At 55.2% G+C, this 22,183-nt stretch carries 20 protein-coding genes; 15 read left to right on the top strand and 5 right to left on the bottom strand.

Annotated features, from left to right (window positions below):
* Positions 1 to 179: 179 nt before the first annotated feature.
* Complete coding sequence (locus L362_RS20135; protein WP_023343631.1) at positions 180 to 1,763, top strand: phosphoethanolamine transferase; 1,584 nt, start codon at positions 180 to 182, stop codon at positions 1,761 to 1,763.
* A 159-nt stretch (positions 1,764 to 1,922) separates the two neighbouring features.
* On the opposite strand, the gene ompX is transcribed toward L362_RS20135, so the two are convergent.
* Positions 1,923 to 2,441: an outer membrane protein OmpX gene (gene ompX, locus L362_RS20140; protein ID WP_008501173.1), complete on the bottom strand. Its 519-nt coding sequence runs from the start codon at positions 2,439 to 2,441 to the stop codon at positions 1,923 to 1,925.
* 354 nt (positions 2,442 to 2,795) lie between these two features.
* Between ompX and rhtA the strand changes: the two genes are divergently transcribed.
* The 6 genes from rhtA (at position 2,796) to ybiO (ending at position 9,401) form a co-directional block, all read left to right on the top strand.
* Positions 2,796 to 3,683, top strand: a complete 888-nt coding sequence (rhtA, locus tag L362_RS20145; RefSeq protein ID WP_008501172.1) for a threonine/homoserine exporter RhtA — start codon at positions 2,796 to 2,798, stop codon at positions 3,681 to 3,683.
* Between the two features lie 299 nt (positions 3,684 to 3,982).
* A complete protein-coding gene (gene dps / locus L362_RS20150; protein WP_008501171.1) occupies positions 3,983 to 4,486 on the top strand; it encodes a DNA starvation/stationary phase protection protein Dps in 504 nt (167 codons plus the stop codon).
* A 361-nt stretch (positions 4,487 to 4,847) separates the two neighbouring features.
* A complete protein-coding gene (gene glnH / locus L362_RS20155; RefSeq protein ID WP_008501170.1) occupies positions 4,848 to 5,591 on the top strand; it encodes a glutamine ABC transporter substrate-binding protein GlnH in 744 nt (247 codons plus the stop codon).
* A gap of 93 nt (positions 5,592 to 5,684) precedes the next feature.
* On the top strand, positions 5,685 to 6,344 hold the full coding sequence (gene glnP, locus L362_RS20160) for a glutamine ABC transporter permease GlnP (RefSeq protein WP_003858462.1): 660 nt from the start codon (positions 5,685 to 5,687) through the stop codon (positions 6,342 to 6,344).
* On the top strand, positions 6,341 to 7,063 hold the full coding sequence (gene glnQ, locus L362_RS20165) for a glutamine ABC transporter ATP-binding protein GlnQ (protein ID WP_023343630.1): 723 nt from the start codon (positions 6,341 to 6,343) through the stop codon (positions 7,061 to 7,063). The genes glnP and glnQ overlap by 4 nt, the downstream gene beginning before the upstream one ends.
* 124 nt (positions 7,064 to 7,187) lie before the next feature.
* Positions 7,188 to 9,401: a mechanosensitive channel protein gene (gene ybiO / locus L362_RS20170; RefSeq protein WP_023292946.1), complete on the top strand. Its 2,214-nt coding sequence runs from the start codon at positions 7,188 to 7,190 to the stop codon at positions 9,399 to 9,401.
* A 48-nt stretch (positions 9,402 to 9,449) separates the two neighbouring features.
* Here ybiO and rlmF read toward each other — a convergent pair whose 3' ends face one another.
* A complete protein-coding gene (gene rlmF / locus L362_RS20175) occupies positions 9,450 to 10,361 on the bottom strand; it encodes a 23S rRNA (adenine(1618)-N(6))-methyltransferase RlmF (protein WP_008501167.1) in 912 nt (303 codons plus the stop codon).
* A gap of 243 nt (positions 10,362 to 10,604) precedes the next feature.
* On the opposite strand from rlmF, the gene mcbA reads away from it, so the two are divergent.
* From mcbA to ybiJ, 3 genes are all read left to right on the top strand, one after another.
* Positions 10,605 to 10,871 (top strand): DUF1471 family periplasmic protein McbA, encoded by a 267-nt coding sequence (mcbA, locus tag L362_RS20180; protein ID WP_021240977.1) that lies wholly within the window; start codon positions 10,605 to 10,607, stop codon positions 10,869 to 10,871.
* Positions 10,872 to 10,992: 121 nt separating this feature from the next.
* A complete protein-coding gene (locus L362_RS20185) occupies positions 10,993 to 11,259 on the top strand; it encodes a DksA/TraR family C4-type zinc finger protein (RefSeq protein ID WP_023292949.1) in 267 nt (88 codons plus the stop codon).
* Between the two features lie 285 nt (positions 11,260 to 11,544).
* Positions 11,545 to 11,805: a DUF1471 family protein YbiJ gene (ybiJ, locus tag L362_RS20190; RefSeq protein ID WP_013097471.1), complete on the top strand. Its 261-nt coding sequence runs from the start codon at positions 11,545 to 11,547 to the stop codon at positions 11,803 to 11,805.
* Between the two features lie 118 nt (positions 11,806 to 11,923).
* Here the strand turns inward: ybiJ and ybiB are convergent, their stop codons facing one another.
* Positions 11,924 to 12,886 (bottom strand): DNA-binding protein YbiB, encoded by a 963-nt coding sequence (gene ybiB / locus L362_RS20195; RefSeq protein WP_008501163.1) that lies wholly within the window; start codon positions 12,884 to 12,886, stop codon positions 11,924 to 11,926.
* A 256-nt stretch (positions 12,887 to 13,142) separates the two neighbouring features.
* Here ybiB and L362_RS20200 point away from each other — a divergent pair, with 256 nt between their 5' ends.
* The 5 genes from L362_RS20200 to L362_RS20220 all read left to right on the top strand — a co-directional run bounded on the left by L362_RS20200 (position 13,143) and on the right by L362_RS20220 (position 18,514).
* Positions 13,143 to 13,679, top strand: a complete 537-nt coding sequence (locus tag L362_RS20200; RefSeq protein ID WP_021240980.1) for a fimbrial protein — start codon at positions 13,143 to 13,145, stop codon at positions 13,677 to 13,679.
* Positions 13,680 to 13,748: 69 nt separating this feature from the next.
* The gene (locus L362_RS20205; protein ID WP_008501161.1) at positions 13,749 to 14,423 is read left to right on the top strand and encodes a fimbrial biogenesis chaperone; all 675 of its coding nucleotides are present in this window, start codon (positions 13,749 to 13,751) and stop codon (positions 14,421 to 14,423) included.
* A gap of 26 nt (positions 14,424 to 14,449) precedes the next feature.
* On the top strand, positions 14,450 to 16,993 hold the full coding sequence (locus L362_RS20210; RefSeq protein ID WP_023343629.1) for a fimbria/pilus outer membrane usher protein: 2,544 nt from the start codon (positions 14,450 to 14,452) through the stop codon (positions 16,991 to 16,993).
* A gap of 22 nt (positions 16,994 to 17,015) precedes the next feature.
* Positions 17,016 to 18,005, top strand: a complete 990-nt coding sequence (locus L362_RS20215) for a fimbrial protein (RefSeq protein ID WP_023343628.1) — start codon at positions 17,016 to 17,018, stop codon at positions 18,003 to 18,005.
* 5 nt (positions 18,006 to 18,010) lie between these two features.
* Entirely contained in the window at positions 18,011 to 18,514 is a 504-nt protein-coding gene (locus L362_RS20220; RefSeq protein WP_023343627.1) for a fimbrial protein, read from the top strand.
* On the opposite strand, the gene dinG is transcribed toward L362_RS20220, so the two are convergent.
* Positions 18,501 to 20,678, bottom strand: a complete 2,178-nt coding sequence (gene dinG / locus L362_RS20225; RefSeq protein WP_023343626.1) for an ATP-dependent DNA helicase DinG — start codon at positions 20,676 to 20,678, stop codon at positions 18,501 to 18,503. The genes L362_RS20220 and dinG overlap by 14 nt on opposite strands.
* Positions 20,679 to 20,775: 97 nt before the next feature.
* Positions 20,776 to 22,155: an ATP-dependent RNA helicase RhlE gene (gene rhlE / locus L362_RS20230; protein ID WP_023343625.1), complete on the bottom strand. Its 1,380-nt coding sequence runs from the start codon at positions 22,153 to 22,155 to the stop codon at positions 20,776 to 20,778.
* Positions 22,156 to 22,183: the final 28 nt, after the last annotated feature.

Raw genomic sequence — 22,183 nt, 5'->3', positions numbered from 1 at the left:
GCAAAACATCTGCTTAGCAACTGTTGATATTATTTAGCGCTCGCACTATCTTCTTGCAGCCCTGCACAATTTGCGGCTCGCTGAAGCGGACCCTCATTCCCTCTCCACGCACTGTCAGGCAGGTTATGACCCTTGACGCCAGGGTGAGCACATGGCGTTTTCATCCATGATAGTGACCTATGAATGTAACCCTGATAGATACCGTTGTGACCCGCAGCCGGGCCTTAAGCCCGTGGACGGGTTTTTACTTTTTGCAGTCATTACTGATTAACTTTGCGCTGGGTTATCCCTTTAGTCTGCTCTACGCGGTGGCCTTCACCTGCATTCTGCATGTGCTATGGCGCGCCGCCCCGCGCGCGCAAAAAGCGTTAATCGGCATCTGTTCACTGGTTGCTGCACTCTATTTCCCGTTTGGTCAGGCGTACGGCTCGCCAAACTTTAATACCCTGCTGGCGCTGCACTCGACCAATATGGAAGAGTCGACGGAGATCCTGACGATCTTCCCGTGGTACAGCTACGTGGTCGGGCTCTTTATCTTCGCATTGGGCGTTATCGCCATTCGTCGTCAGCCGGGCGAGAAAAAATCCTGGGGTAAGATCGACATACTCTGTCTGGTGTTCAGCGTTGCCGTGGCGTTTGTCGCCCCCATCCAGAACATTCCCTGGGACGGTAAGCTAAGGCTCACCAATATCGGCTACCCGGTTTTCCGCTTCGTGAAAGATGTCGTTGTTAACAATAAAGAGGTTCTCGACGAACAGGCCCGCATGGCTGAGCTTTCCAATATGAAAGATACCTGGAACGTGCTGGCCGTGAAGCCGAAATATCACACCTATGTAGTGGTGATTGGTGAAAGCGCGCGTCGCGATGCAATGGGCGCGTTTGGCGGCCACTGGGATAACACCCCGTTTGCCAGTTCGGTCAAAGGCACCCTGTTTACCGATTATGTCGCGGCCAGCGGCTCGACGCAGAAATCACTCGGTCTGACCCTTAACCGGGTGGTGGATGGCAAACCGCAGTATCAGGATAACTTCGTCACCCTGGCAAACCGCGCGGGTTTTCAGACGTGGTGGTTCTCTAATCAGGGGCAAATTGGCGAATACGATACGGCGATTGCCAGCATCGCCAAGCGGGCTGACGAAGTGCAGTTCCTGAAAAATGGCGACTTTGAAGCTGACAAAAACACTAAAGACGAAGCGCTGCTGAAAATGACGGCGCAGGTCTTCGCCACCCCGCGCACCCAGCCGCAGCTGATCGTCCTGCACCTCATGGGGTCGCACCCACAGGCCTGCGATCGGACAGGCGGAAAGTACGCGGAGTTTGTGCAGTCCAAAGAGACCTCCTGCTATCTCTACACCATGACGCAAACCGACGACCTGCTGAGCAAGCTGTACGATCAGTTGCGCAATACGGGCGACAGCTTCTCCATGGTCTATTTCTCGGATCACGGGCTGGCGTTTAAAGAGCGCGGTAAAGAGGTGCAGTATCTGGCGCACGATGACAAGTTCCAGCAGAACTTCCAGGTGCCGTTTATGGTGCTGTCGAGTGACGATAAAACGCATCGCGTCATTAAAGCACGCCGTTCAGCAAATGATTTCCTGCAGTTTTTCTCGCAGTGGACGGGGATTACCGCCGGGCAGATAAAAAATGTTTATCCGTTTGTCTCTAACAAGAAAGCTCCCCCAGTGTACGTTACCAACTTCAAGTTACAGAAAGTTGACTACAACCATCTGGGTACGGATATTTTTGATATTAAGAATAAGTAATTGCCGTCTCGTGCGGACCGATGCCCTCACCCTGGCCCTCTCCCACGGGGAGAGGGAACCAACACTCAAAACGGCAACCTCAGGTTGCCGTTTTGCTTTTATCTTCGACAAAAAAAATCCGCCACAGTGGGCGGATTTTTTATTTAATCACCGAAGTGATTAGAAGCGGTAACCTACGCCCGCGATCCAGGTGCCAACGTCAACGTTGCGGATACGGCTCTGCTCATAGGAGAAGTCCAGAGCAACGTCCTGGATTGGGTTGAACTGCAGGCCTGCGCCATAGGAGAAGCCGTAGTCGCTGTTGCTTGCAGTGCGGTTCAGACCTTCGTTTTCGGTCTGCTGGAATTTACCGTAGCCAACACCTACAACACCGTAGATGCTTGCCCAGTCGTTCAGACGGTAAGCTGGACCAGCAGTGATACCGTAGTACTGGCCTTTGTTGTATGCGCCGTTTTCAGAACGATCTTTCTCGGTGTAGGTGAAAGAACCGATCACGCCCAGTGGGTTGTTATCCTGCTCGTAACGATACTTCAGGTTGAAACCGTTAGCTTTGTTCATCACGCCCTGATAGTCGCTCTGAGCGTAACCACCAGTAACAGTAGAAGTAGCAGCTACAGCGGTACCTGCGGAAACAGCCAGTACAGCGGCCAGTGCTGAAAGACATGCAATTTTTTTCATAACCACCTCAAATGTGATCCAAGTAAGTCCGTAAGTTTTAAATATATCAAAAAAATTTGCGAAACTCTTTGTGATTCGTGATGTCTAATGAAGCCTTTCCTGTAACAGAACGTTTCCAGCGTAAGCTATCTCTTTCAAATCACATGCAATTTTCACTACTAAATGCGCATAGTGCGCGTCTGCGCCGTTACATTCATCCAGATTATTCCTAATCTGACAGGCGATAAATCCACCAGCGCTTATCCATTTTACGGATTTCACCTGCTTTTTTTTCAACAGCGCCTCAACCGTCGCCGCATATTTCCTTTACACTGCAACCTTTACCTCATTTGACATAAGCTGACAGGAGAAAGGATGCCTGGGTTATCCCGCACGTCGTCGGTCTGGTTGCCGGTTGCAGTCATACTCATTGCCATGTTGTCCATTCAAAGCGGCGCCTCGCTGGCAAAATCGCTTTTTCCACTGGTTGGCGCGCCCGGGGTGACCGCCCTGCGTATTGTTCTGGGCACGGCGATACTGGTGGTCATTTTCAAACCGTGGCGACTGCGCTTTAAAAAGGAGCAGCGTTTACCGCTGCTGTTTTATGGACTCTCCCTGGGGGCGATGAACTACCTGTTCTATCTCTCCATCCAGACGATACCGCTGGGTATTGCCGTCGCGCTGGAGTTTACCGGCCCGCTGGCGGTGGCGCTGTTCTCCTCCCGACGTCCGGTCGATTTTATCTGGGTCGTGTTGGCCGTACTGGGCTTATGGTTCCTGCTGCCGCTGGGCCAGAGTGTTTCTGAGATTGACCTGACGGGAGCAGCGCTGGCGCTGGGCGCAGGTGCCTGCTGGGCTGTCTATATCCTCACCGGCCAGCGCGCAGGGGAAGAGCACGGACCGGCAACGGTGGCGCTGGGTTCCCTGATTGCGGCCATCGTGTTTGTGCCCATCGGCATGGCGCAGGCGACAGAATCGATCTGGCAATGGTCCGTCATGCCCATCGGGCTGGCGGTTGCGATTCTCTCTACCGCACTCCCCTACTCTCTGGAGATGATTGCCCTTACGCGTCTGCCGACGCGCATATTTGGCACCCTGATGAGCATGGAGCCTGCGCTTGCAGCCATTTCCGGGATGGTGTTTCTCGGTGAAACCCTGACATTGACCCAGACGCTGGCGCTCTGCTCGATTATCGCGGCATCAATGGGATCGACGCTCACCATGCGCCCCGAACCTAAAGTTGAGAAAGTGGATATCAACTAAGGCCATATATTCTGCATGGCTTCCACGCCATGCAGAATAAAGGCCAAAAAGACAGTCGTTATAATTTCTTACACTCTGATTCCTGCCAGCTAAATATCCCTCTGCGCTGAGTTCCTCATTCAGCAATTAAGATTGATCTGTATCAATTTAAAAATTATTCAATATTTTCAATACATTAATTTCTCAACCTCCTTCTCGCTATTAAACCGATAGGCACAGCCAAACCGCAGAGAAAAAATCCGGTGCTATACTTAGTTCCGTAATTACCTGGGACATAAACATCAAGAGGATATGAGATTATGAGTACCGCTAAACTGGTGAAAACGAAAGCGTCTAATCTGCTTTATACCCGTAACGATGTATCGGACAGCGACAAAAAAGCGACCATTGAGTTGCTGAATCGCCAGGTGATCCAGTTCATCGATCTTTCGCTGATCACCAAACAGGCCCACTGGAATATGCGCGGTGCAAACTTTATTGCCGTTCATGAAATGCTGGATGGCTTCCGCACAGCACTGGTTACCCACCTCGATACGATGGCTGAACGTGCCGTTCAGTTAGGCGGCGTGGCGCTGGGTACCACACAGGTGATCAACAGCAAAACCCCGCTGAAAAGCTATCCGCTGGATATCCATACCGTTCAGGATCACCTGAAAGAGCTGGCGGACCGCTACGCGATTGTGGCGAACGATGTGCGCAAAGCGATTAGCGAAGCGAAAGACGAAGATACCGCAGATATCTTCACCGCCGCGTCCCGCGATCTGGATCAGTTCCTGTGGTTCATCGAATCTAACATCGAATAATTCATACGAATTTCTATCAAACCCTCGCCTTCCGGTGAGGGTTTTGCACATCTATGGTGCACGTTTTTTGCCTGAGAACGTGCAAAAGTGAAGAAATTGTAATAATCACCTCACACAACCGTTAACGGAAGATTGTTTTTTCGTCAGAATTTACGCTAAATATCTCCCCGTCAGTTGAGCCAAACGAAGCGCACCAAAACAGTGCTCCACTTTGGTGCAATAAAACCTCATTGCCCCATTTATTGTGCAATGCATGACATCATCCCCTTTGCAAAACAACAGCTTGTAAAGTTGGCACGATTTTTTCATTGTGCCACCTGTTCTCGCAGGGGATCGCCCCGTGGATATAAAAGGAAATGCTATGAAGTCTGTATTAAAAGTTTCACTGGCTGCACTTACCCTGGCTTTTGCGGTGTCCTCTCAGGCTGCCGACAAACTGGTTGTGGCGACCGACACGGCGTTCGTTCCGTTTGAATTCAAACAGGGTGATAAATACGTTGGTTTTGATGTGGATCTGTGGGCCGCAGTCGCAAAAGAACTCAAGCTGGATTACACCCTGAAGCCGATGGACTTCAGCGGCATCATTCCGGCACTGCAAACCAAGAACGTTGATCTGGCGCTGGCGGGTATCACCATTACCGACGAGCGTAAAAAAGCGATCGACTTCTCTGACGGCTACTACAAAAGCGGCCTGCTGGTGATGGTCAAAGCCGATAATAACGACGTAAAAAGCGTGAAAGATCTCGACGGCAAAGTGGTGGCAGTGAAGAGCGGCACCGGGTCAGTTGATTACGCGAAAGCGAATATCAAAACCAAAGACCTGCGCCAGTTCCCGAACATCGACAATGCGTACATGGAACTGGGTACCGGCCGCGCTGACGCAGTGCTGCACGACACGCCAAACATCCTGTACTTCATCAAAACCGCGGGCAACGGCAAGTTCAAATCTGTGGGCGAATCTCTGGAAGCTCAGCAGTACGGTATCGCCTTCCCGAAAGGCAGCGACGACCTGCGCACGAAAGTTAACGGCGCGCTGAAAACGCTGAAAGAGAACGGCACCTATAACGAAATCTACAAAAAATGGTTCGGTACCGAGCCTAAATAATTTCACCTGAATTCAGGTTTGTAACGCCCGGTGGCGCTGCCGCTTACCGGGCCTACGTTTTTCGTTTTTCACCACGGTATACAGGAATACATCATGCAGTTTGACTGGAGCGCCATCTGGCCTGCCATTCCACTCTTGCTTGAAGGCGCTAAAATGACCCTGTGGATTTCGGTCCTGGGTCTGGTTGGCGGGTTGATTATCGGTCTTGTCGCCGGTTTCGCCCGCACCTACGGTGGCTGGATTGCAAACCACATCGCACTGGTTTTCATCGAAGTGATCCGCGGCACCCCCATTGTCGTGCAGGTCATGTTCATCTACTTCGCCCTGCCTATGGCATTCACCGACCTGCGCATCGACCCGTTCAGCGCCGCCGTCGTCACCATTATGATCAACTCGGGCGCCTACATTGCGGAAATTACCCGCGGTGCGGTGCTGTCGATTCATAAAGGGTTCAGTGAAGCCGGTCTGGCATTAGGCCTTTCACGTCGCGAAACGATCCGCCACGTTATCCTGCCGCTGGCGCTGCGTCGCATGCTGCCACCGCTGGGTAACCAGTGGATCATCAGCATTAAAGATACGTCGCTGTTCATTGTTATCGGCGTGGCCGAACTGACCCGTCAGGGGCAGGAGATCATTGCTGGCAACTTCCGCGCGCTGGAAATCTGGAGTGCGGTGGCCGTTGTCTACCTGATCATTACTCTGGTTCTGAGCTTCGTTCTGCGTCGTCTTGAAAGAAGGATGAAAATCCTGTGATTGAATTTAAAAACGTTTCCAAGCACTTTGGCCCAACCCAGGTGCTGCACAATATCGATCTGAACATCCAGCAGGGAGAAGTGGTGGTCATTATCGGGCCATCCGGCTCCGGTAAGTCGACCCTGCTGCGCTGCATCAACAAGCTGGAAGAGATCACCAGCGGCGATCTGATTGTCGATGGTCTGAAGGTGAATGACCAGAAAGTGGATGACCGTCTGATTCGTCAGGAAGCGGGCATGGTGTTCCAGCAGTTCTACCTGTTCCCGCACCTGACGGCGCTGGAGAACGTGATGTTTGGCCCGCTGCGCGTGCGTGGTGCCAACAAAGCGGCGGCAGAAGCGCTGGCGAAAGATCTGCTGGCGAAAGTCGGCCTGGCTGAACGCGCCCATCACTATCCTTCCGAGCTGTCCGGTGGTCAACAGCAGCGCGTGGCGATTGCCCGCGCGCTGGCGGTCAAGCCGAAGCTGATGCTGTTTGATGAGCCTACGTCCGCACTCGACCCGGAGCTGCGTCACGAGGTGCTGAAGGTCATGCAGGATCTGGCGGAAGAAGGGATGACGATGGTTATCGTGACCCACGAAATCGGCTTCGCGGAGAAAGTGGCGTCCCGCCTGATCTTTATTGATAAAGGCCGTATCGCGGAAGACGGTAACCCGCAGGAATTGATTGCGAACCCGCCGAGCCCGCGTTTGCAGGAGTTCCTGCAGCACGTCTCCTGATCCCTCGCGTTACGCTAAGCCGGGCCTGCCCGGCTTTTTTACGCCAGATTGTTCCCAAAAATCCCCCTCCGCGTCCCGACTTCTATACTTATCATTTTGTTCGACATTTTCACCGGAGGACGCCGTGCCGTGGATCCTGTTGCTGTTGATTAGCCTGTTTAGTGCGCCATCGTTCGCCGTCGCGATCCCCGGTGTGACCACCGGAACAACCGCCAGCCAGCAAAGTACGCCCCCTCCGGAACCGGATGTTGAACAGAAGAAAGCGGCTTACGGCGCGCTTGCCGACGTTCTTGAGAACGACACCTCCCGAAAGGAATTAATCGAGCAGTTGCGCAAAGCCGCCGCCACGCCGCCCCAGGAAACCGTTCCGACCCTCACCCCTCCGCAGGTGGAGGAGCAAAAAACGGTGCTGGAAAATGTCACTGACGTGAGCCGCCACTATGGGGAAGCGCTCTCCTCGCGCTTTGCTCAGCTCTACCGCAACCTGATTGGCTCACCGCATAAGCCGTTTAACCCACAAACGTTTACCGCCGCCGCCATGCAGTTCCTGATGCTGGCCGGTGCAGTCTTCCTTTTTTACTGGCTGGTGCGCCTGTGCGCGTGGCCGCTGTACCGCAAAATGGGGCAATGGGGACGCAGAAAGAATCAGCAGAAAAGCAGCTGGCTGCACCTGCCGCTGATGATCGCCTCAGCCTTTATCATCGATTTACTGCTGCTGGCGCTGACGCTGTTCTTAGGCCAGATGCTGGCCGACAGGCTGAACGCGGGCAACAAAACCATCGCCTTCCAGCAGTCGCTTTTCCTGAATGCCTTTGCCCTGATTGAGTTCTTCAAGGCGCTGCTGCGGTTACTCTTTTGCCCTCACGTGCCGGCGCTGCGTCCCTTCTCCATTCGGGACGAGAGCGCAACATACTGGGCGCTGCGCCTGAGCGTGCTCAGCGGGCTGATTGGCTACGGTCTGCTGGTTGCCGTGCCGATCATCTCCAACCAGGTGAACGTCCAGTTTGGCGCGCTGGCAAACGTCATTATCATGCTCTGCATTACCGTCTGGTCGCTGTACCTTATCTTCCACAATAAAAAGACCATCACCGAGAGCCTGCTGCATCTGGCCGATCGTTCCCTCTCGTTCTTCAGCCTGTTTATTCGCGCATTCGCCCTGGTGTGGCACTGGCTGGCAAGCGCCTACTTCATCGTATTGTGCTTCTTCTCGCTGTTCGACCCGGGAAACAGCCTGAAATTTATGATGGGGGCAACATTCAAAAGCCTGGCCATTATCGGCATCGCGGCATTTGTCTCGGGGCTGCTGTCGCGCTGGATCTCGAAAACCATCACCCTGTCGCCGCAGGTACAGCGTAATTACCCGGAACTGCAAAAACGGGTGAACGGCTGGATGTCGGTATCCCTCAAGGTGGCGCGCATTCTCACCGTCTGCGTGGCGATCATGCTGCTCCTTAACGCGTGGAGCCTGTTTGATTTCTGGAACTGGCTGCACAACGGCGCAGGTGAAAAAACGGTCGACATTCTGATTCGCATCGCGCTGATTTTGTTCTTCTCTGCCGTCGGCTGGACGCTGCTGGCGAGCCTCATCGAGAATCGTCTGGTGTCAGATATTCACGGCAGGCCCCTGCCCAGCGCGCGGGCCCGCACCTTGCTGACGCTGTTCCGCAACGCGCTGGCGGTCATCATCAGTACCATCACCATCATGATTGTGCTGTCAGAAATCGGGGTGAATATCGCCCCGCTGCTGGCCGGTGCAGGTGCCCTGGGGCTGGCGATCTCCTTCGGGTCGCAAACGCTGGTGAAGGATATTATTACCGGCATCTTTATCCAGTTTGAGAACGGGATGAACACGGGCGATCTGGTGACCATCGGGCCGCTGACCGGCACGGTGGAGCGGATGTCGATTCGCTCGGTGGGCGTGCGTCAGGATACCGGGGCGTACCACATCATCCCCTGGTCTTCGATCACCACCTTTGCCAACTTTGTGCGCGGCATTGGTTCCGTGGTGGCGAACTACGATGTGGACCGTCATGAGGATGCCGATAAAGCGAAGCAGGCGCTGCGCGATGCGGTAGAAGAGCTGATGCAGATGGAAGATATTCGCGGGCTGGTGATTGGCGAGCCGTCATTTGCCGGTATCGTCGGACTGACGAACACGGCCTTTACCCTGCGCGTGTCGTTCACCACCCAGCCGCTGAAGCAGTGGACGGTGCGCTTTGCGCTCGACAGCATGGTGAAAAAGCACTTCGATCTGGCGAACGTGCGGATGCCGGTACAGACGTATCAGGTCCTGCCGCCGCCCGCAGCGCCGCTCCCTCCGCAGGAGCCGACGCTGTAGCCGGGTTGCCGGGTGGCGGCTTCGCCTGACCCGGCCTGCGACGCAGCGCTATTTGCGGCGTTTGTTATCGTCCATAAATGACCAGGCGATAAAGCGGCTTTGTTTCTGGCCCTGCGCCATCTCTTTTTTCACTACTTTCACCGCGCCCGCTTCGGTGAGCGCACGGTAAAGTGGCGGCAGGTTATCTCCGCGGGAAACCAGCGTCGTAAACCACTTCACCTGACGGCCAAACTGTTTGCTTTCCGCAATCATGCGCAGGATAAAGGCCACTTCGCCGCCTTCACACCACAGCTCCTGCTGCTGACCGCCGAAGTTCAGCGCGGCGTCTTCAGCCTGACCCAGGTTGCGGCGCTTGCGCTCGCTGCCCGCGCGGGCCGCTGCCGCCGAATCGTGGAACGGCGGGTTGCACATCGTGGCGTCATAGGTTTCATTTTTATGAATAATGCCGTTGAAGATTGAGGCGGCCTCTTTCTGACGACGCAGGCGAATGGCGCGGCTTAATCCCGGGTTCGCGTTGATAATCGCCTGGGCGCTGGCGAAGGCCTCGGCACCGATTTCGCTTCCGGTAAAGCGCCAGTGATACTCATGCGCGCCGATCAGCGGGTAAATCAGGTTCGCCCCGGTGCCGATATCCAGCACGGTCGCCTGCTGAGGAATAATGCCATCACGGTCTTCAGCCAGAAGATCGGCAAGGTGATGAAGGTAATCCGCGCGGCCCGGAACGGGTGGGCAGAGAAAGCCTTCCGGAATATCCCAGTTCGCCACACCGTAGTAATGTGCGAGCAGCGCTTTGTTCAACATTTTAACCGCCTGGGGGTCAGCAAAGTTGACCGAAGGTTCACCCGCGGGGGTCTGGACAATATAGTCCTTTAACGGCGGGCAGCTCAGGCATAACGCATTCATGTCGTAGCGGCTGCGGTGGCGGTTTCGTGGGTGCAATCCCGGCTTTTGGGAAGTCATGGCGTTCTCCTTTAAACAGCGGCGTAAGATACCCTTTGCTGGCCCAACGGTAAATCTTTCTCTGCGGCGCTTAAAAAGCCGCCATAAATCAAACACCTTTATGTCTATGATCTGTCAGCGCAATGTCAATTTTTATCGTTCAAAAAACAAGCAGATCATCATCAAATATTTGCGCTAAGTCACACTCGTCAGGCTTCTAAACTTAAGGGGAATCACCTGTTGTTTCCTCATGAGGATGTGATTATGAAAAAGTACCTGACCCTTGTTGTTATCGCCGCCGCCCTGACGACCGCGTCATTTTCTGCGATGGCCGTTCAGTCGCTGACCCAGAGTACCGACACCAGCCAGCTTCAGCCTGCAGGCACCGTCTCCGTAAGCCGCGCAAGTAACCTGGACGATCTGCAGAATAAACTGGCGGAAAAAGCCCGCCAGGAAGGTGCAAAAGGCTTCGTGGTGAATTCCGCTGGCGGAGATAACCATATGTACGGCACAGCGACCATCTATAAATAATCTGCCCCACCCCATGACTGCATCTGCCTGCCAGATGCAGTTTGCTCTCTTCCTCGCCTTGATTGTTCATTTTTTAACCCCACATTAAAAGCAGGGCATAACACCATTTCAGGAGGATGCTATGGCTTCCGGTTGGGCGAATGATGACGCCGTAAACGAACAGATCAACAGTACGATTGAAGATGCGGTTGCGCGCGCTCGCGGTGAAATCCCGCGCGGCGAAAGCCTGGAAGAGTGCGAAGAGTGTGGAGAGCCGATCCCGGAGGCGCGGCGAAAAGCCATTCCAGGGGTAAGGTTATGCATTACCTGCCAGCAGAATAAAGATTCAAAAAATGCTTCACATTCAGGTTATAATCGCAGAGGTTCGAAAGACAGCCAGTTACGTTGACTTTCCTTTACCTAAGTTAACCGCCGGGGCGCTTACCTTTACGCTCACGATTTTTAGCGAACCGCGTAGCAAAATGTGCCCTTCATTTTTGTTCTGTAAAGCGCATCCACAAGAAGTGTAAAGCGCCACTTTGAATTTATTAGTAATCAATAAGTTATTTGTCATTCAATTTTTTTGATTGACCACGTCAATTCTCTTCGATTTTATCTCTCAAGAAAAAACGTGATACTCATCACATCGACGGAACATCGTCCCCTTAACAGAAACACCTGCGAGAGATTACTTATGAAAACCATCAAATATGCTGTAGCTGCTGTTGCCCTGTCCGCTCTGTCTTTCGGCGCTTTCGCCGTTGAGCCAGTCTCTTCTGCTCAGGCACAGAACATGAACAAAGTCGGTGTGGTGAGTGCTGATGGCGCGACCACCCTGGACGGTCTGGAAGCCAAACTGGCTGAGAAAGCGGCTGCTGCCGGTGCAAGCGGATACACCATTACCTCCGCTAACGGCAATAACAAGCTGAGCGGTACCGCGGTTATCTACAAATAATCGCCTGAATGAATGCTGTCCCCTCGCCAAACCCTCTGGTGAGCTGCTCCAACCCTCATTGACCCTGTTGTTTGTTACCCTTGCTTGCCCGTCCGCCACTGGACGGGCTTTTTTTTGCCTAAAACGCCGCGTCCACGCGTTTGAGACCGGCCTCGACCGTATCAACTTCCCCGGTTGCCAGCAGGCAGCAGGCCATCTGCAGCTTAATGGACTGCGGCACAGGCACGTTTCCGGCGAGGCACTGTTCAATCCAGTGCGCGGTGGTGTGCGGGTCTTTCGCTTCAGGGAGAATGACGTCCGTATTCTCTTCCCCGCGCGCCAGAACAGCGCGCGTACCGGCAGAATCGATCAGCATCAGCTGAGGGCAGCGCAGTGGATTGGCATACACCTCACCTTCTGTACCGTGCATCAGCAGCGCCCTGCCGCCAATCTCCTCAAAAAATTTCCCGACACGCCCCACGTATTCCGGGTGCGATACGCTGGAAAGGCGCAATGCGGCATCTTCTGCAAACGGCGTCGCCAGCTTCGCCAGGGTGTGGGCGCTGTTGCGCACGCCCATCCGCCAGCGCATATCCAGCTGCTTTTCCAGCGGCGGGCACAGGGCTCCGACGGGGATGTAAACCGGCTGATGGCCATCCAGCTTCGCCTGCGCCTGTCCTGCATGACGCGTTGGCTCAATCCCCAGCATGCCGAAAATGGTCTCCGTCAACACGCGGGTGGGATCTTCGCTGACCCCGTGAACCACCACCGGGAACCCCAGCTTATGCAATAAGATCGCCAGCAGCGGAGTGAGGTTTGCCTGCTTGCGCGCGCCGTTATAGCTCGGGATGACAATCGGCATCGGTTTTGCCACCGGCGGCGTCAGGCGCAGCGTTTGTGCCTGCATCGCCTCGTAAAAACCGCGCATCTCCGCTTCGCCTTCGCCTTTGATACGCAGCGCAATCAGGATGCCGCCCATCTCCAGGTCAGGTACCTCGCCATCGAGCATTCGGGTATACAGGGCGCGAGCAGTTTCATGGTCCAGATCGCGGGCGTGGTTTTTGCCCCTGCCTACCTCTTTGATAATCTTGCGATAATCCACGACATCTCTCCTGAAAATATCCTTCTGGTAACAATATAGCCCTGTTAAACGTTCGGACGTTAGTTTTTTTCTCAATCATCAACGTTCTGTTTTTAAGGATAAAAATGAAACTCAAGCATTGTTTCAATTATTTGTGATTCCAGCAGAAGATTCTTAATGCACCATTATTTGTTTAAATAACCAGCGGAAAGTCATTAAGGGTCAACGGTGAAAACGTCCAGGCAACGCTCTCACCAGAAACATATCAGGATTTGTTATGAACAAGGTTGCTTTAGGTTTAATCATCGCCGCAGCGGTGGGATGTTCTGCATCCACGTTTGCGGCAACAAACGGTGAAGGTCAGATCAATTTCACCGGTGAAATTATCGATTCTGCTTGTCAGGTTGTGAATGGATTAAGTAATCCATTAAATGTTCAGCTGGGAAAAGTGTCTAAAACGGTATTTACCGGCGCTGGCTCTACCAGCACATTAACGAAGTTTGATATTCAGTTAACGAATTGTCCTGACACGGTCACCTCCGCAGCCATTAATTTCGGCGGTACGCCAGATGCGAATAACAACGCTACGCTGGCCTTAACGCCAGATAGCGATGCGGCGACCGGTGTGGCAATTCAGCTGGTTGATGCCTCAGAGCAGCCTGTCAGCCTGTATACGCCATCGCAGCAGTATCAATTAACCTCCGGTACGGCGGTTAACGATCTGGAATTTGGTGCCCGTTATATCCAAACCGGCGCTGCGATCACCGCAGGCCCTGCTAACTCTGTATCGACCTTCACCGTTATTTATAACTGATCTTATCAATCCTGAGATATTAATGCTTTTGCGGGCATTAATATCTCATCTATTTATTGAGAAATCTGTATGCGCCACGGTTATTTACTGAGCACGCTTTTACTGGTAGCCGCCACTGCACATGCGGGCGTCATTATTAATGGCACCCGTCTGGTCTACCAGGGAGATAAAAAGGAATCATCTCTTGGTCTTTCAAATCCAGATGCGACGGATTATCTGGTGCAGTCCTGGGTTGATTCCGGCGGTAAAAACCTGGCCAAAGCCCCGTTCCTCATCACCCCGCCGCTTTTCCGTCTGGATGCCAAAGAAGATAACGTTCTGCGCGTGGTACGCACGGGCGGAAATTTGCCTGAAGACAGGGAATCCCTGTACTGGTTGAATATTAAAGCGATCCCTTCCTCAAAGCAGGTGGAAGGCGTGAATACGCTGCAAATTGCGATTAATACCCGTATTAAATTGCTGTATCGCCCGTCTGCGGTAAAAGGCAGACCAGAAGACGTGGCCGATAAGCTTGAATGGCGTCGCGAAGGTAACGAGCTGGTGGTGAATAACCCCACGCCGTTTTATATGAATTTCCAGGCGGTCACCCTGAATGGTCAGAAAGTGACGAAAGCGACCTGGGCCGTTCCAAAAACAGAAACGCATTTTGCCATACCGGGTAATGTCAGAGGCTCGAACGTGACGTATTCCATTATTACTGATTACGGCAGCATCAGCCATACCTGGTCGAAATCCGTTCATTAATACTTTTCCCCGGTAATAAAATAATCATGTACAGCCATAAAAAGCCGTTCACCTGCCGATTTTCGTCATTGCTGGTCATTCTTTTTGGCCTGGTAATGGCGATCTTTGCGCATCAGGTTATGGCTGATGATTATTTTAACCCTGCCCTGCTGGATATTGATAATCCCCAGCAGGGAAAAACCGATTTATCCGTCTATGAAAAAGGCCCAGGCCAGGCGCCGGGTAAATATCAGGTTACGGTGTTTATCAATAATAATAAAATTGATACCCGCGATGTTACCTTTACGCTGCAGAAAGACGATCAGGGCAACAGCACGCTGCAACCTTGCTTTACCGTGGACGATTTAAAAAGCCTCGGGATCAAGACCCAAAAATATCCGCAGCTGAAAGCCAAAGGCCAGTGCGCCGATTTACACGCCATCCCTGCGGCATCCGCGACCTTCCGCGTTCGCAACCAGCAACTGCTGCTGAGCATTCCCCAGTCGGCGCTCGGTCAGGTGCCTCGCGGCTACATTGACCCAAAAGAGTTTGACGAAGGAATTAACGCGGGCCTGCTTAACTACAGTGCAAATGCCAGCCAAAGCCATGCGCGCCAGCCGGGTGAACAGGATAACAGCAGCCAGTACGTTAACCTGCGTCCGGGTTTGAACATTGGCGCATGGCGCATTCGCAACTATTCCACCTGGAATCGCAGCACCACGGGTAACGAGGAGGACCAAAAATTCACTTCCGTATATACCTACGCGCAACGCGATATTGTGGCAATGAAAAGTGACCTCACCGTCGGCCAGAGTTCCTCGCCTTCCGACGTTTTTGACAGCGTACCCTACACCGGCGTGGAGCTGAAATCCGATAACGACATGCTGCCGGACAGTGAAAAAGGCTACGCCCCCATTATTCGCGGCACCGCCCACAGTAACGCGCAGGTGGTGGTACGCCAGAACGGTTACATCATTTATCAGAACACGGTCGCCCCCGGCGCGTTCGAAATTAACGATCTCTACCCCACCGGCAGCAGCGGCGATCTCCAGGTCACCGTGAAAGAGACCGACGGCAGCGAAAGCCATTTCGTCGTGCCGTTTGCCTCCGTGCCGGTATTGCAGCGTGAAAAAAATCTGCGCTACAGCGTGACTGCCGGACGCTACCGTTCTTATGACAACGACGTCGAGAAGACCCCGTTTGCCCAGGGCAGCGCCATCTACGGTTTACCCTACGGTTTCACCGCCTACGGTGGCGTGCAGCAGAGCAGCCATTACCAGTCTCAGGCGGCTGGCGTCGGGAAAAACATGGGCGATTTAGGCGCCTTTTCCATTGACGTGACCCGCGCAAAGGCCCTGTTGAAAAAACAGCAGGCCAGCAAAGGCCAGTCGTGGCGCGTGCGCTATAGCAAAGACATCGCCCGGTCAGGCACCAACTTCTCCCTGGCCGGCTATCGCTACAACAGCAAAGGGTTTTACACCCTTGAAGACACCATGGAGTCATATACCCGCTCCGACGACTGGTCTGCACCGCAGCAGCGCCGCGCCCGAACCGAAGCCACCATCGACCAGACGCTGCCGGAAGGCTGGGGATCCGTCACCCTGAGCATGGTGAAAGAGACGTACTGGAGTCAGAGCCAGAACATGACCTCGATGAGCGTCAGCTACAACAATAGCTGGCACGGGGTGAGCTACAGCCTCAGCTACAGCATGAACAAAAACACCCAGGACAGCGATGAAGACGGTAACGAGGTGACAAACGACAACCAGTTCTCGCTGAGCGTCTCGGTGCCGCTGGACCGCTGGATGCATAACACCTGGGCCACCTACAACCTGAACAACACCAAAGACGGCACGACGCAGAACATCGGCCTGAACGGCACGGCGCTGAAAGAGGACAACCTGAACTGGAACATCCAGGAAGGGCTGAGCAGCACCGGCAGCGGTAACTCCACCAGCGTCAACGCCGATTATAAAGCGACCTATGGTGAAGTGAGCGCAGGCGTCAGTCAGGATAAATATCAGCAGACCGTGAACGTCGGTTTGCAGGGCGGCGTGGTTGCCCATGCGAACGGAATAACCCTGAGCCAGCCGCTCGGTGACACCATCGCGCTGGTGAAAGCGCCGGGCACGCACGGAACCCATATCACGAACCAGACGGGCGTCGAGACCGACTTCCGCGGCTACACCGTCGTGCCGTTTGTTACCGCGTATCGCCACAACACCATCGCGCTGGATACCGAAACGCTACCGGACAACGCCGACGTCACCCACGCGGCGCAGATCGTGACGCCAACCCGCGGGGCCGTGGTGCGCGCCAGCTTTAACACCCGCGTGGGTAACCGCGTCCTGATGACGCTTACGCAAAAGGGTAAACCGCTGCCCTTCGGCGCAACGGTCACCACCGAGGATAAGGACAGCGAATTTATTGTCGGGAATGACGGCCAGACCTACCTCTCTGGTCTGCCGCAGCAAGGGCATCTCAACGTTTCCTGGGGACAGGGGGCGAACGAGCACTGCGTCGCTGACTATGCGCTAACGGATGAGAAAGAGAAAACCAGCATCATTAACGCTGCCGCGCAGTGTCACTGATCCACCGTTCAGGCTAACGATTATGCAAATGATTAAACAGTGCTTTTTCTTACTGGTTCTGGGAACCGCCGCGTTATTTATGCCGCATGCGAAGGCGACCTGTACTACGCCAGACCTACCGAAAATGATCAACGTGGCCTCTATCTCCGTTCCCACGACGCTGGCCGTTGGCGAAACGATCCCGGGTACAGAGCAAATCGCCCATATCGCCGGTAATTGTGACAATGCGGAAGATAAGGGGCTGGAAATTGTCTCTTGTTACTACGGCACTGGGGCTGAGATTCCAGGCCTGAAAGGTGTCTACGATTCGGGAGTTCCTGGGATCGGTGTGGCCCTGATGAACGATCAGGGGCAGCGCATCAGCGGAGCCGGAGGCGTTAACTGCATTTCCACAGGAACGCCGTTGGGTTATGTTTCCAGCGATGGCAAACAGACCTTTAATTTCGACGTTACGCTGGAGTTGGTCAAAACCAGCGATACCGTAGCGTCAGGCACGCTGAATCAAAGTCAGACCCGTTTTGGGATCGGGGTTTATCACCACGAAGGGCTGGGCGATCCCAACACCATCTCCTATGCTGGCAACGTTATTCTGAAAGAGGTCACCTGCTCCGTCCTGCCGAAAAACCTGACGGTCAATCTGGGGGATTTCCCGGTCAGCGATTTTATCAGCGTGGGGATGCTCTCTTCCCCGGCACGAAACTTTGACGTCACGGTGAACTGCAACAGCACCGTACAGCCTGAAGTGAAAATTACCAGCTCAAACGGCTATGAAACGGCCTTCGAAGGGGTGCTGAAACTCACGCAGCAGACCGGCGTCGCGACGGGCGTCGGTGTCCGAATGCTGTTCGACGACAATATCGCCACCTTTGATACCTACGTTAACACCCGAAGCGAAGCCATTGCCAACGAAACGCTGACCATACCGTTTGAGGTGCGCTACGAGCAGGTCAGCGACGTGGTCACTCCCGGTCCGGCCAACACCGTTGCCACCATCACGCTTGCTTATAAGTAACTGACATGAAGAAGATAATTGCGTTTCTGGCGCTGGGGCTGATCGCCCAGGCACACGCCGAGGATATTCAGATCCAGATGACGGGCAACATTTACGCCAATACCTGCATCATCGACAACGCCAGCCGGAACCTGACGGTGGATTTAGGTCAGGCGGCATCCGGTGATTTTAAAGACGTGGGCGATACCGGCGAGTGGAAAGACTTTTACCTGTCAGTATCCCACTGCCCGCCAAGCCTCGCGCTTGCCACCGCCTACTTCTATGGACAGGCGGACAGCACACACCCCACTAAATTCGCCAATATCGGCAGCGCAAAGGGGCTGGCGCTGGAGCTGGCAGACCGGCAGGACAATATTCTCATCGCTCCGCAGGCGAGCTTTAACGCGGTGATTAATCAAAACGATCACACGGCCACCTTCCCACTCGCCGCACGCTACTACGCCACCTCCATGCCGGTGAGCGCGGGGACGTTCAGCAGCGTGGTGCAGGTGACCTTCACTTACCAGTAGGACCGCGCCCCTTAGCACGGATGCTTTTCCTGCGCCCGGCGGTCAGTGTTGCCGGGCGTTTTTTTACCTCGGGCACCTCTGGCTGTTCAATCGGAAAGATCGGCAGCGCATTTAACAACCGTTGGCCGTAATTTTTTGTGAGCAGACGCTTGTCATAAATCACCACCTCCCCCCAGCAGCCGTGGCTACGGATCAGACGCCCGACCTGCTGAATAAGGTTAAACGACGCCGCAGGTAAACTCTGCACCTCAAACGGATAGCGGTTGAGGCTCTTCAGCCACTCGCCCTCGGTGATAACGACCGGGCTGTCGATGGGCGGGAAGGCAATTTTATGAATATGCACCTGCGTCAGGTAATCGCCCTTCAAATCCAGACCTTCCGCGAAGGACTGCAATCCCACCAGCACGCTGCGCTCGCCGTTATCGATGCGCTTGCGATGGGTTTCCACCAGCCGGTAACGGGGCTGGTCGCCCTGGACCAGCAGAAGCAGGCGCAGGTCGGTCACATGTTCCAGAAAACGCTGCATCGCCCGTCCGCTGGCAAACAGCACCAGCATGCCGGGGTACTTCCTGCTCTCAACCTGTTCGCGGAAGTAGGCCGCCATCTCCGCAATGTGCTGCTCTTCGTTGTCGATCAGCGGCTCATACTTCATGCGCGGGATCACCAGCTTCCCCTGCTCGCAGTGGTTAAACGGCGAATCCAGCGCGACAAAACGATCGCCCGCTTTCTCTTTCATGCCGCTCATCTCCTGCAGCCGCGAGAAGCTGTTCAGGGAGCGCAGCGTGGCGGAGGTCACGACCACGTGCGGCACGCTGCGCCAGATGAGCTTTTCCAGCTGATCGGCCACGCGGATGCCCACGCAGTGGAAAAACAGGTGGACCTGGCCGTCGCGCATTTCACGGGTGGCCCATTTGGTGACCGGCGCGCCCGACGCCTGCGCCATCGAGGCCAGCCGCCAGAGCTTGCTCTGGGCTTCGAACATGCCGAGCGCACGGTTCATTTGCAGCAGAATGCGGTGCAGGCGAACAACGTCATGGGTGCCGGTTTTCTCGCTGAGATCGTTTAAGAACATCTCCGCCAGCCCGCGCAGCTTTTCCAGATGCTTCGCCAGCTGCTGGCAAATCTCCATCACCTCCTCCGGCAGTTCGCCCATCGCAAAGCGGTGTTCCGCCTCCTGGGCTGCGGGAAGATAAAGATTCAGGATGTTGTTCAGAGACGAGATAAGGCTGTAAACCTCTTCGCAGTGATCGCTCAGACGCTCCGGCACCGCCAGCGGCGGCGTGGTTTTCGGCCGGAACTGCTCCATGCAGGTGGCGACAAGCTTGCAGAAGAGATCCAGCTGCAGGCGGAACCAGGGCGCGGTAATTTCTGCGCTCATCTCCAGCGCGTCGCGCGCCACGTCGGGCAGATGGTGGCCTTCGTCGAGCACCAGCAGCAGGTTTTTCGGCTCCGGCAGCACCGCTTCGCTCTCCAGCGCCGCCATCACCAGCGCGTGGTTAGCCACCACCACTTCGGCTTCCTGAATTTCGCGCCGCGCGACGAAGAACGGGCATTCGCGGTAATAGTGACAGTTGCGGTTCAGACAGCTGGCCTTGTCGGTGCTGAGCCTGCGCCACAGATCGTCGCTGATGGCTTTATCGGTGTGATCGCGCAGGCCATCCCATTTATAGCCATCAAGATCGCCTTTCAGCGTTGCGCAGAGCTCCTGCTCGGCTTTGTTGTTGGGCGTGAGATCGTCGTCGAGGAACGCCAGCAGATCCTGTTGCGACGCCTCGCTGCTGGCAAGCCCTGCCAGGTTACGCGGGCAGACGTAGCGCCCGCGGCCAAAGGCGGCCGTAAACCGCAGGTCGGGGATGATTTTGCGCAGCAGGGGCAAATCTTTGCTGAAGATCTGGTCCTGCAAGGCCACGTTGGCGGTGCTGACCACCAGCGTTTTGTCCTCCTCCCGCGCGATGGCGATGCCGGGAATGAGATACGACAGGGTTTTCCCGACGCCGGTCGGGGCTTCAATCGCCAGATGTCGCCCGTCGTCCCCGGCGAGCGTTTTTGCCACGTCGGCAATCATCTGCCGCTGCGGCGCTCGGGGGATAAAATCGGGGATCTGCTGCTGTAGCGCCTTATACCAGGCGCCTATTTGCGCTTTCAGCGCCGCGGTTAAAGCCATTGGAAAACCTGAAATACTGTATAAACAGCCACTATTGTGGCACTTTCTCTTCGCTGCCGCAAAAAGAAAAGCCCGGCTTTACGACCGGGCTTCCAGATTACTGCGGGTTAGCAGGCTTGCGCGGGCGGCGTCGGCGCTGCCCTTCCCCTGCCGGCTTGCCTTCGTCGCTGCGCCACGGATTGTCACCGGCCGGTTTGCTGTCGTTGCTACGACGCGGCGGTTTGCCCGCTGTCTTCGGCGCGCCACCTTCGACACGACGCGGCTGCTGGCCGCGACCACCGCCGCCCTGACCGCGACCGCCCTGACGACCGTTCTGAATCGGCTCGGCTTTGATCGACGGATCCACTTCATAGCCCGGGGTTTCGATGCGCGGGATCTCTTTCTTCAGCAGGCGTTCGATGTCGCGCAGGAGCTTGTGCTCGTCCACGCACACCAGAGAGAGCGCTTCACCGGTGGCCGCCGCACGACCGGTACGGCCGATACGGTGCACGTAGTCTTCCGGCACGTTTGGCAGCTCGTAGTTCACCACGTGCGGCAGCTCTTCAATGTCGAGGCCACGGGCGGCGATGTCGGTCGCCACCAGCACGCGGATGTCGCCAGACTTGAAGTCCGCCAGCGCACGGGTACGCGCCCCCTGGCTCTTGTTGCCGTGGATCGCCGCGCTGCGGATGCCGTCTTTGTTCAGCTGTTCCGCCAGGTGGTTCGCGCCGTGCTTGGTGCGGGTAAAGACCAGCACCTGCTGCCAGTTACCCTGGCCGATCATCTGGGAGAGCAGTTCGCGCTTGCGCTTTTTATCCACAAAGTGAACGTGCTGCGTCACCTGCTCAGAGGCGGTGTTGCGGCGCGCCACTTCCACTTCCAGCGGGTTATGCAGCAGCTTTTCCGCCAGCGCCTTGATCTCGTCGGAGAAGGTCGCGGAGAAGAGCAGATTCTGACGACGCGGCGGCAGCTTGGCCAGCACGCGACGAATGTCGTGAATAAAGCCCATGTCGAGCATGCGGTCGGCTTCGTCCAGTACCAGAATTTCGATGTTATCCAGCTTCACCGCGTTCTGGTGTTCCAGATCCAGCAGACGGCCCGGCGTTGCCACCAGCACGTCCACGCCGCCGCGCAGCTTCATCATCTGCGGGTTGATGCTGACCCCGCCGAACACCACCAGCGAGCGAATGTTGAGATAGCGGCTGTAGTCACGCACGTTCTCACCAATCTGCGCGGCCAGCTCGCGGGTTGGGGTGAGGATCAGGGCACGAACCGGACGACGGCCTTTGGCGTGCGGCTGGTTTTTTACCAGCAGCTCTAACAGCGGCAGCGTAAAGCCCGCGGTTTTACCGGTGCCGGTCTGGGCGCTGGCCATCAGGTCACGGCCCTGAAGAACGGCAGGAATAGCCTGCTGCTGGATTGGGGTTGGCTCAACGTAGCCCTGCTCTGCGATCGCGCGCAGAATTTCCGGGTTCAGGCCAAGGGAATCAAAAGACATAAAAACTCCGAACCGCCCCGACCATCAC

Origin of the sequence: Enterobacter sp. MGH 16 (assembly GCF_000493175.1) — a bacterium.
GTDB lineage: Bacteria > Pseudomonadota > Gammaproteobacteria > Enterobacterales > Enterobacteriaceae > Enterobacter > Enterobacter roggenkampii.
The sequence above is the reverse complement of the archived record's forward strand: the minus strand, read 5'-3'. Positions and strand labels throughout refer to the sequence as shown.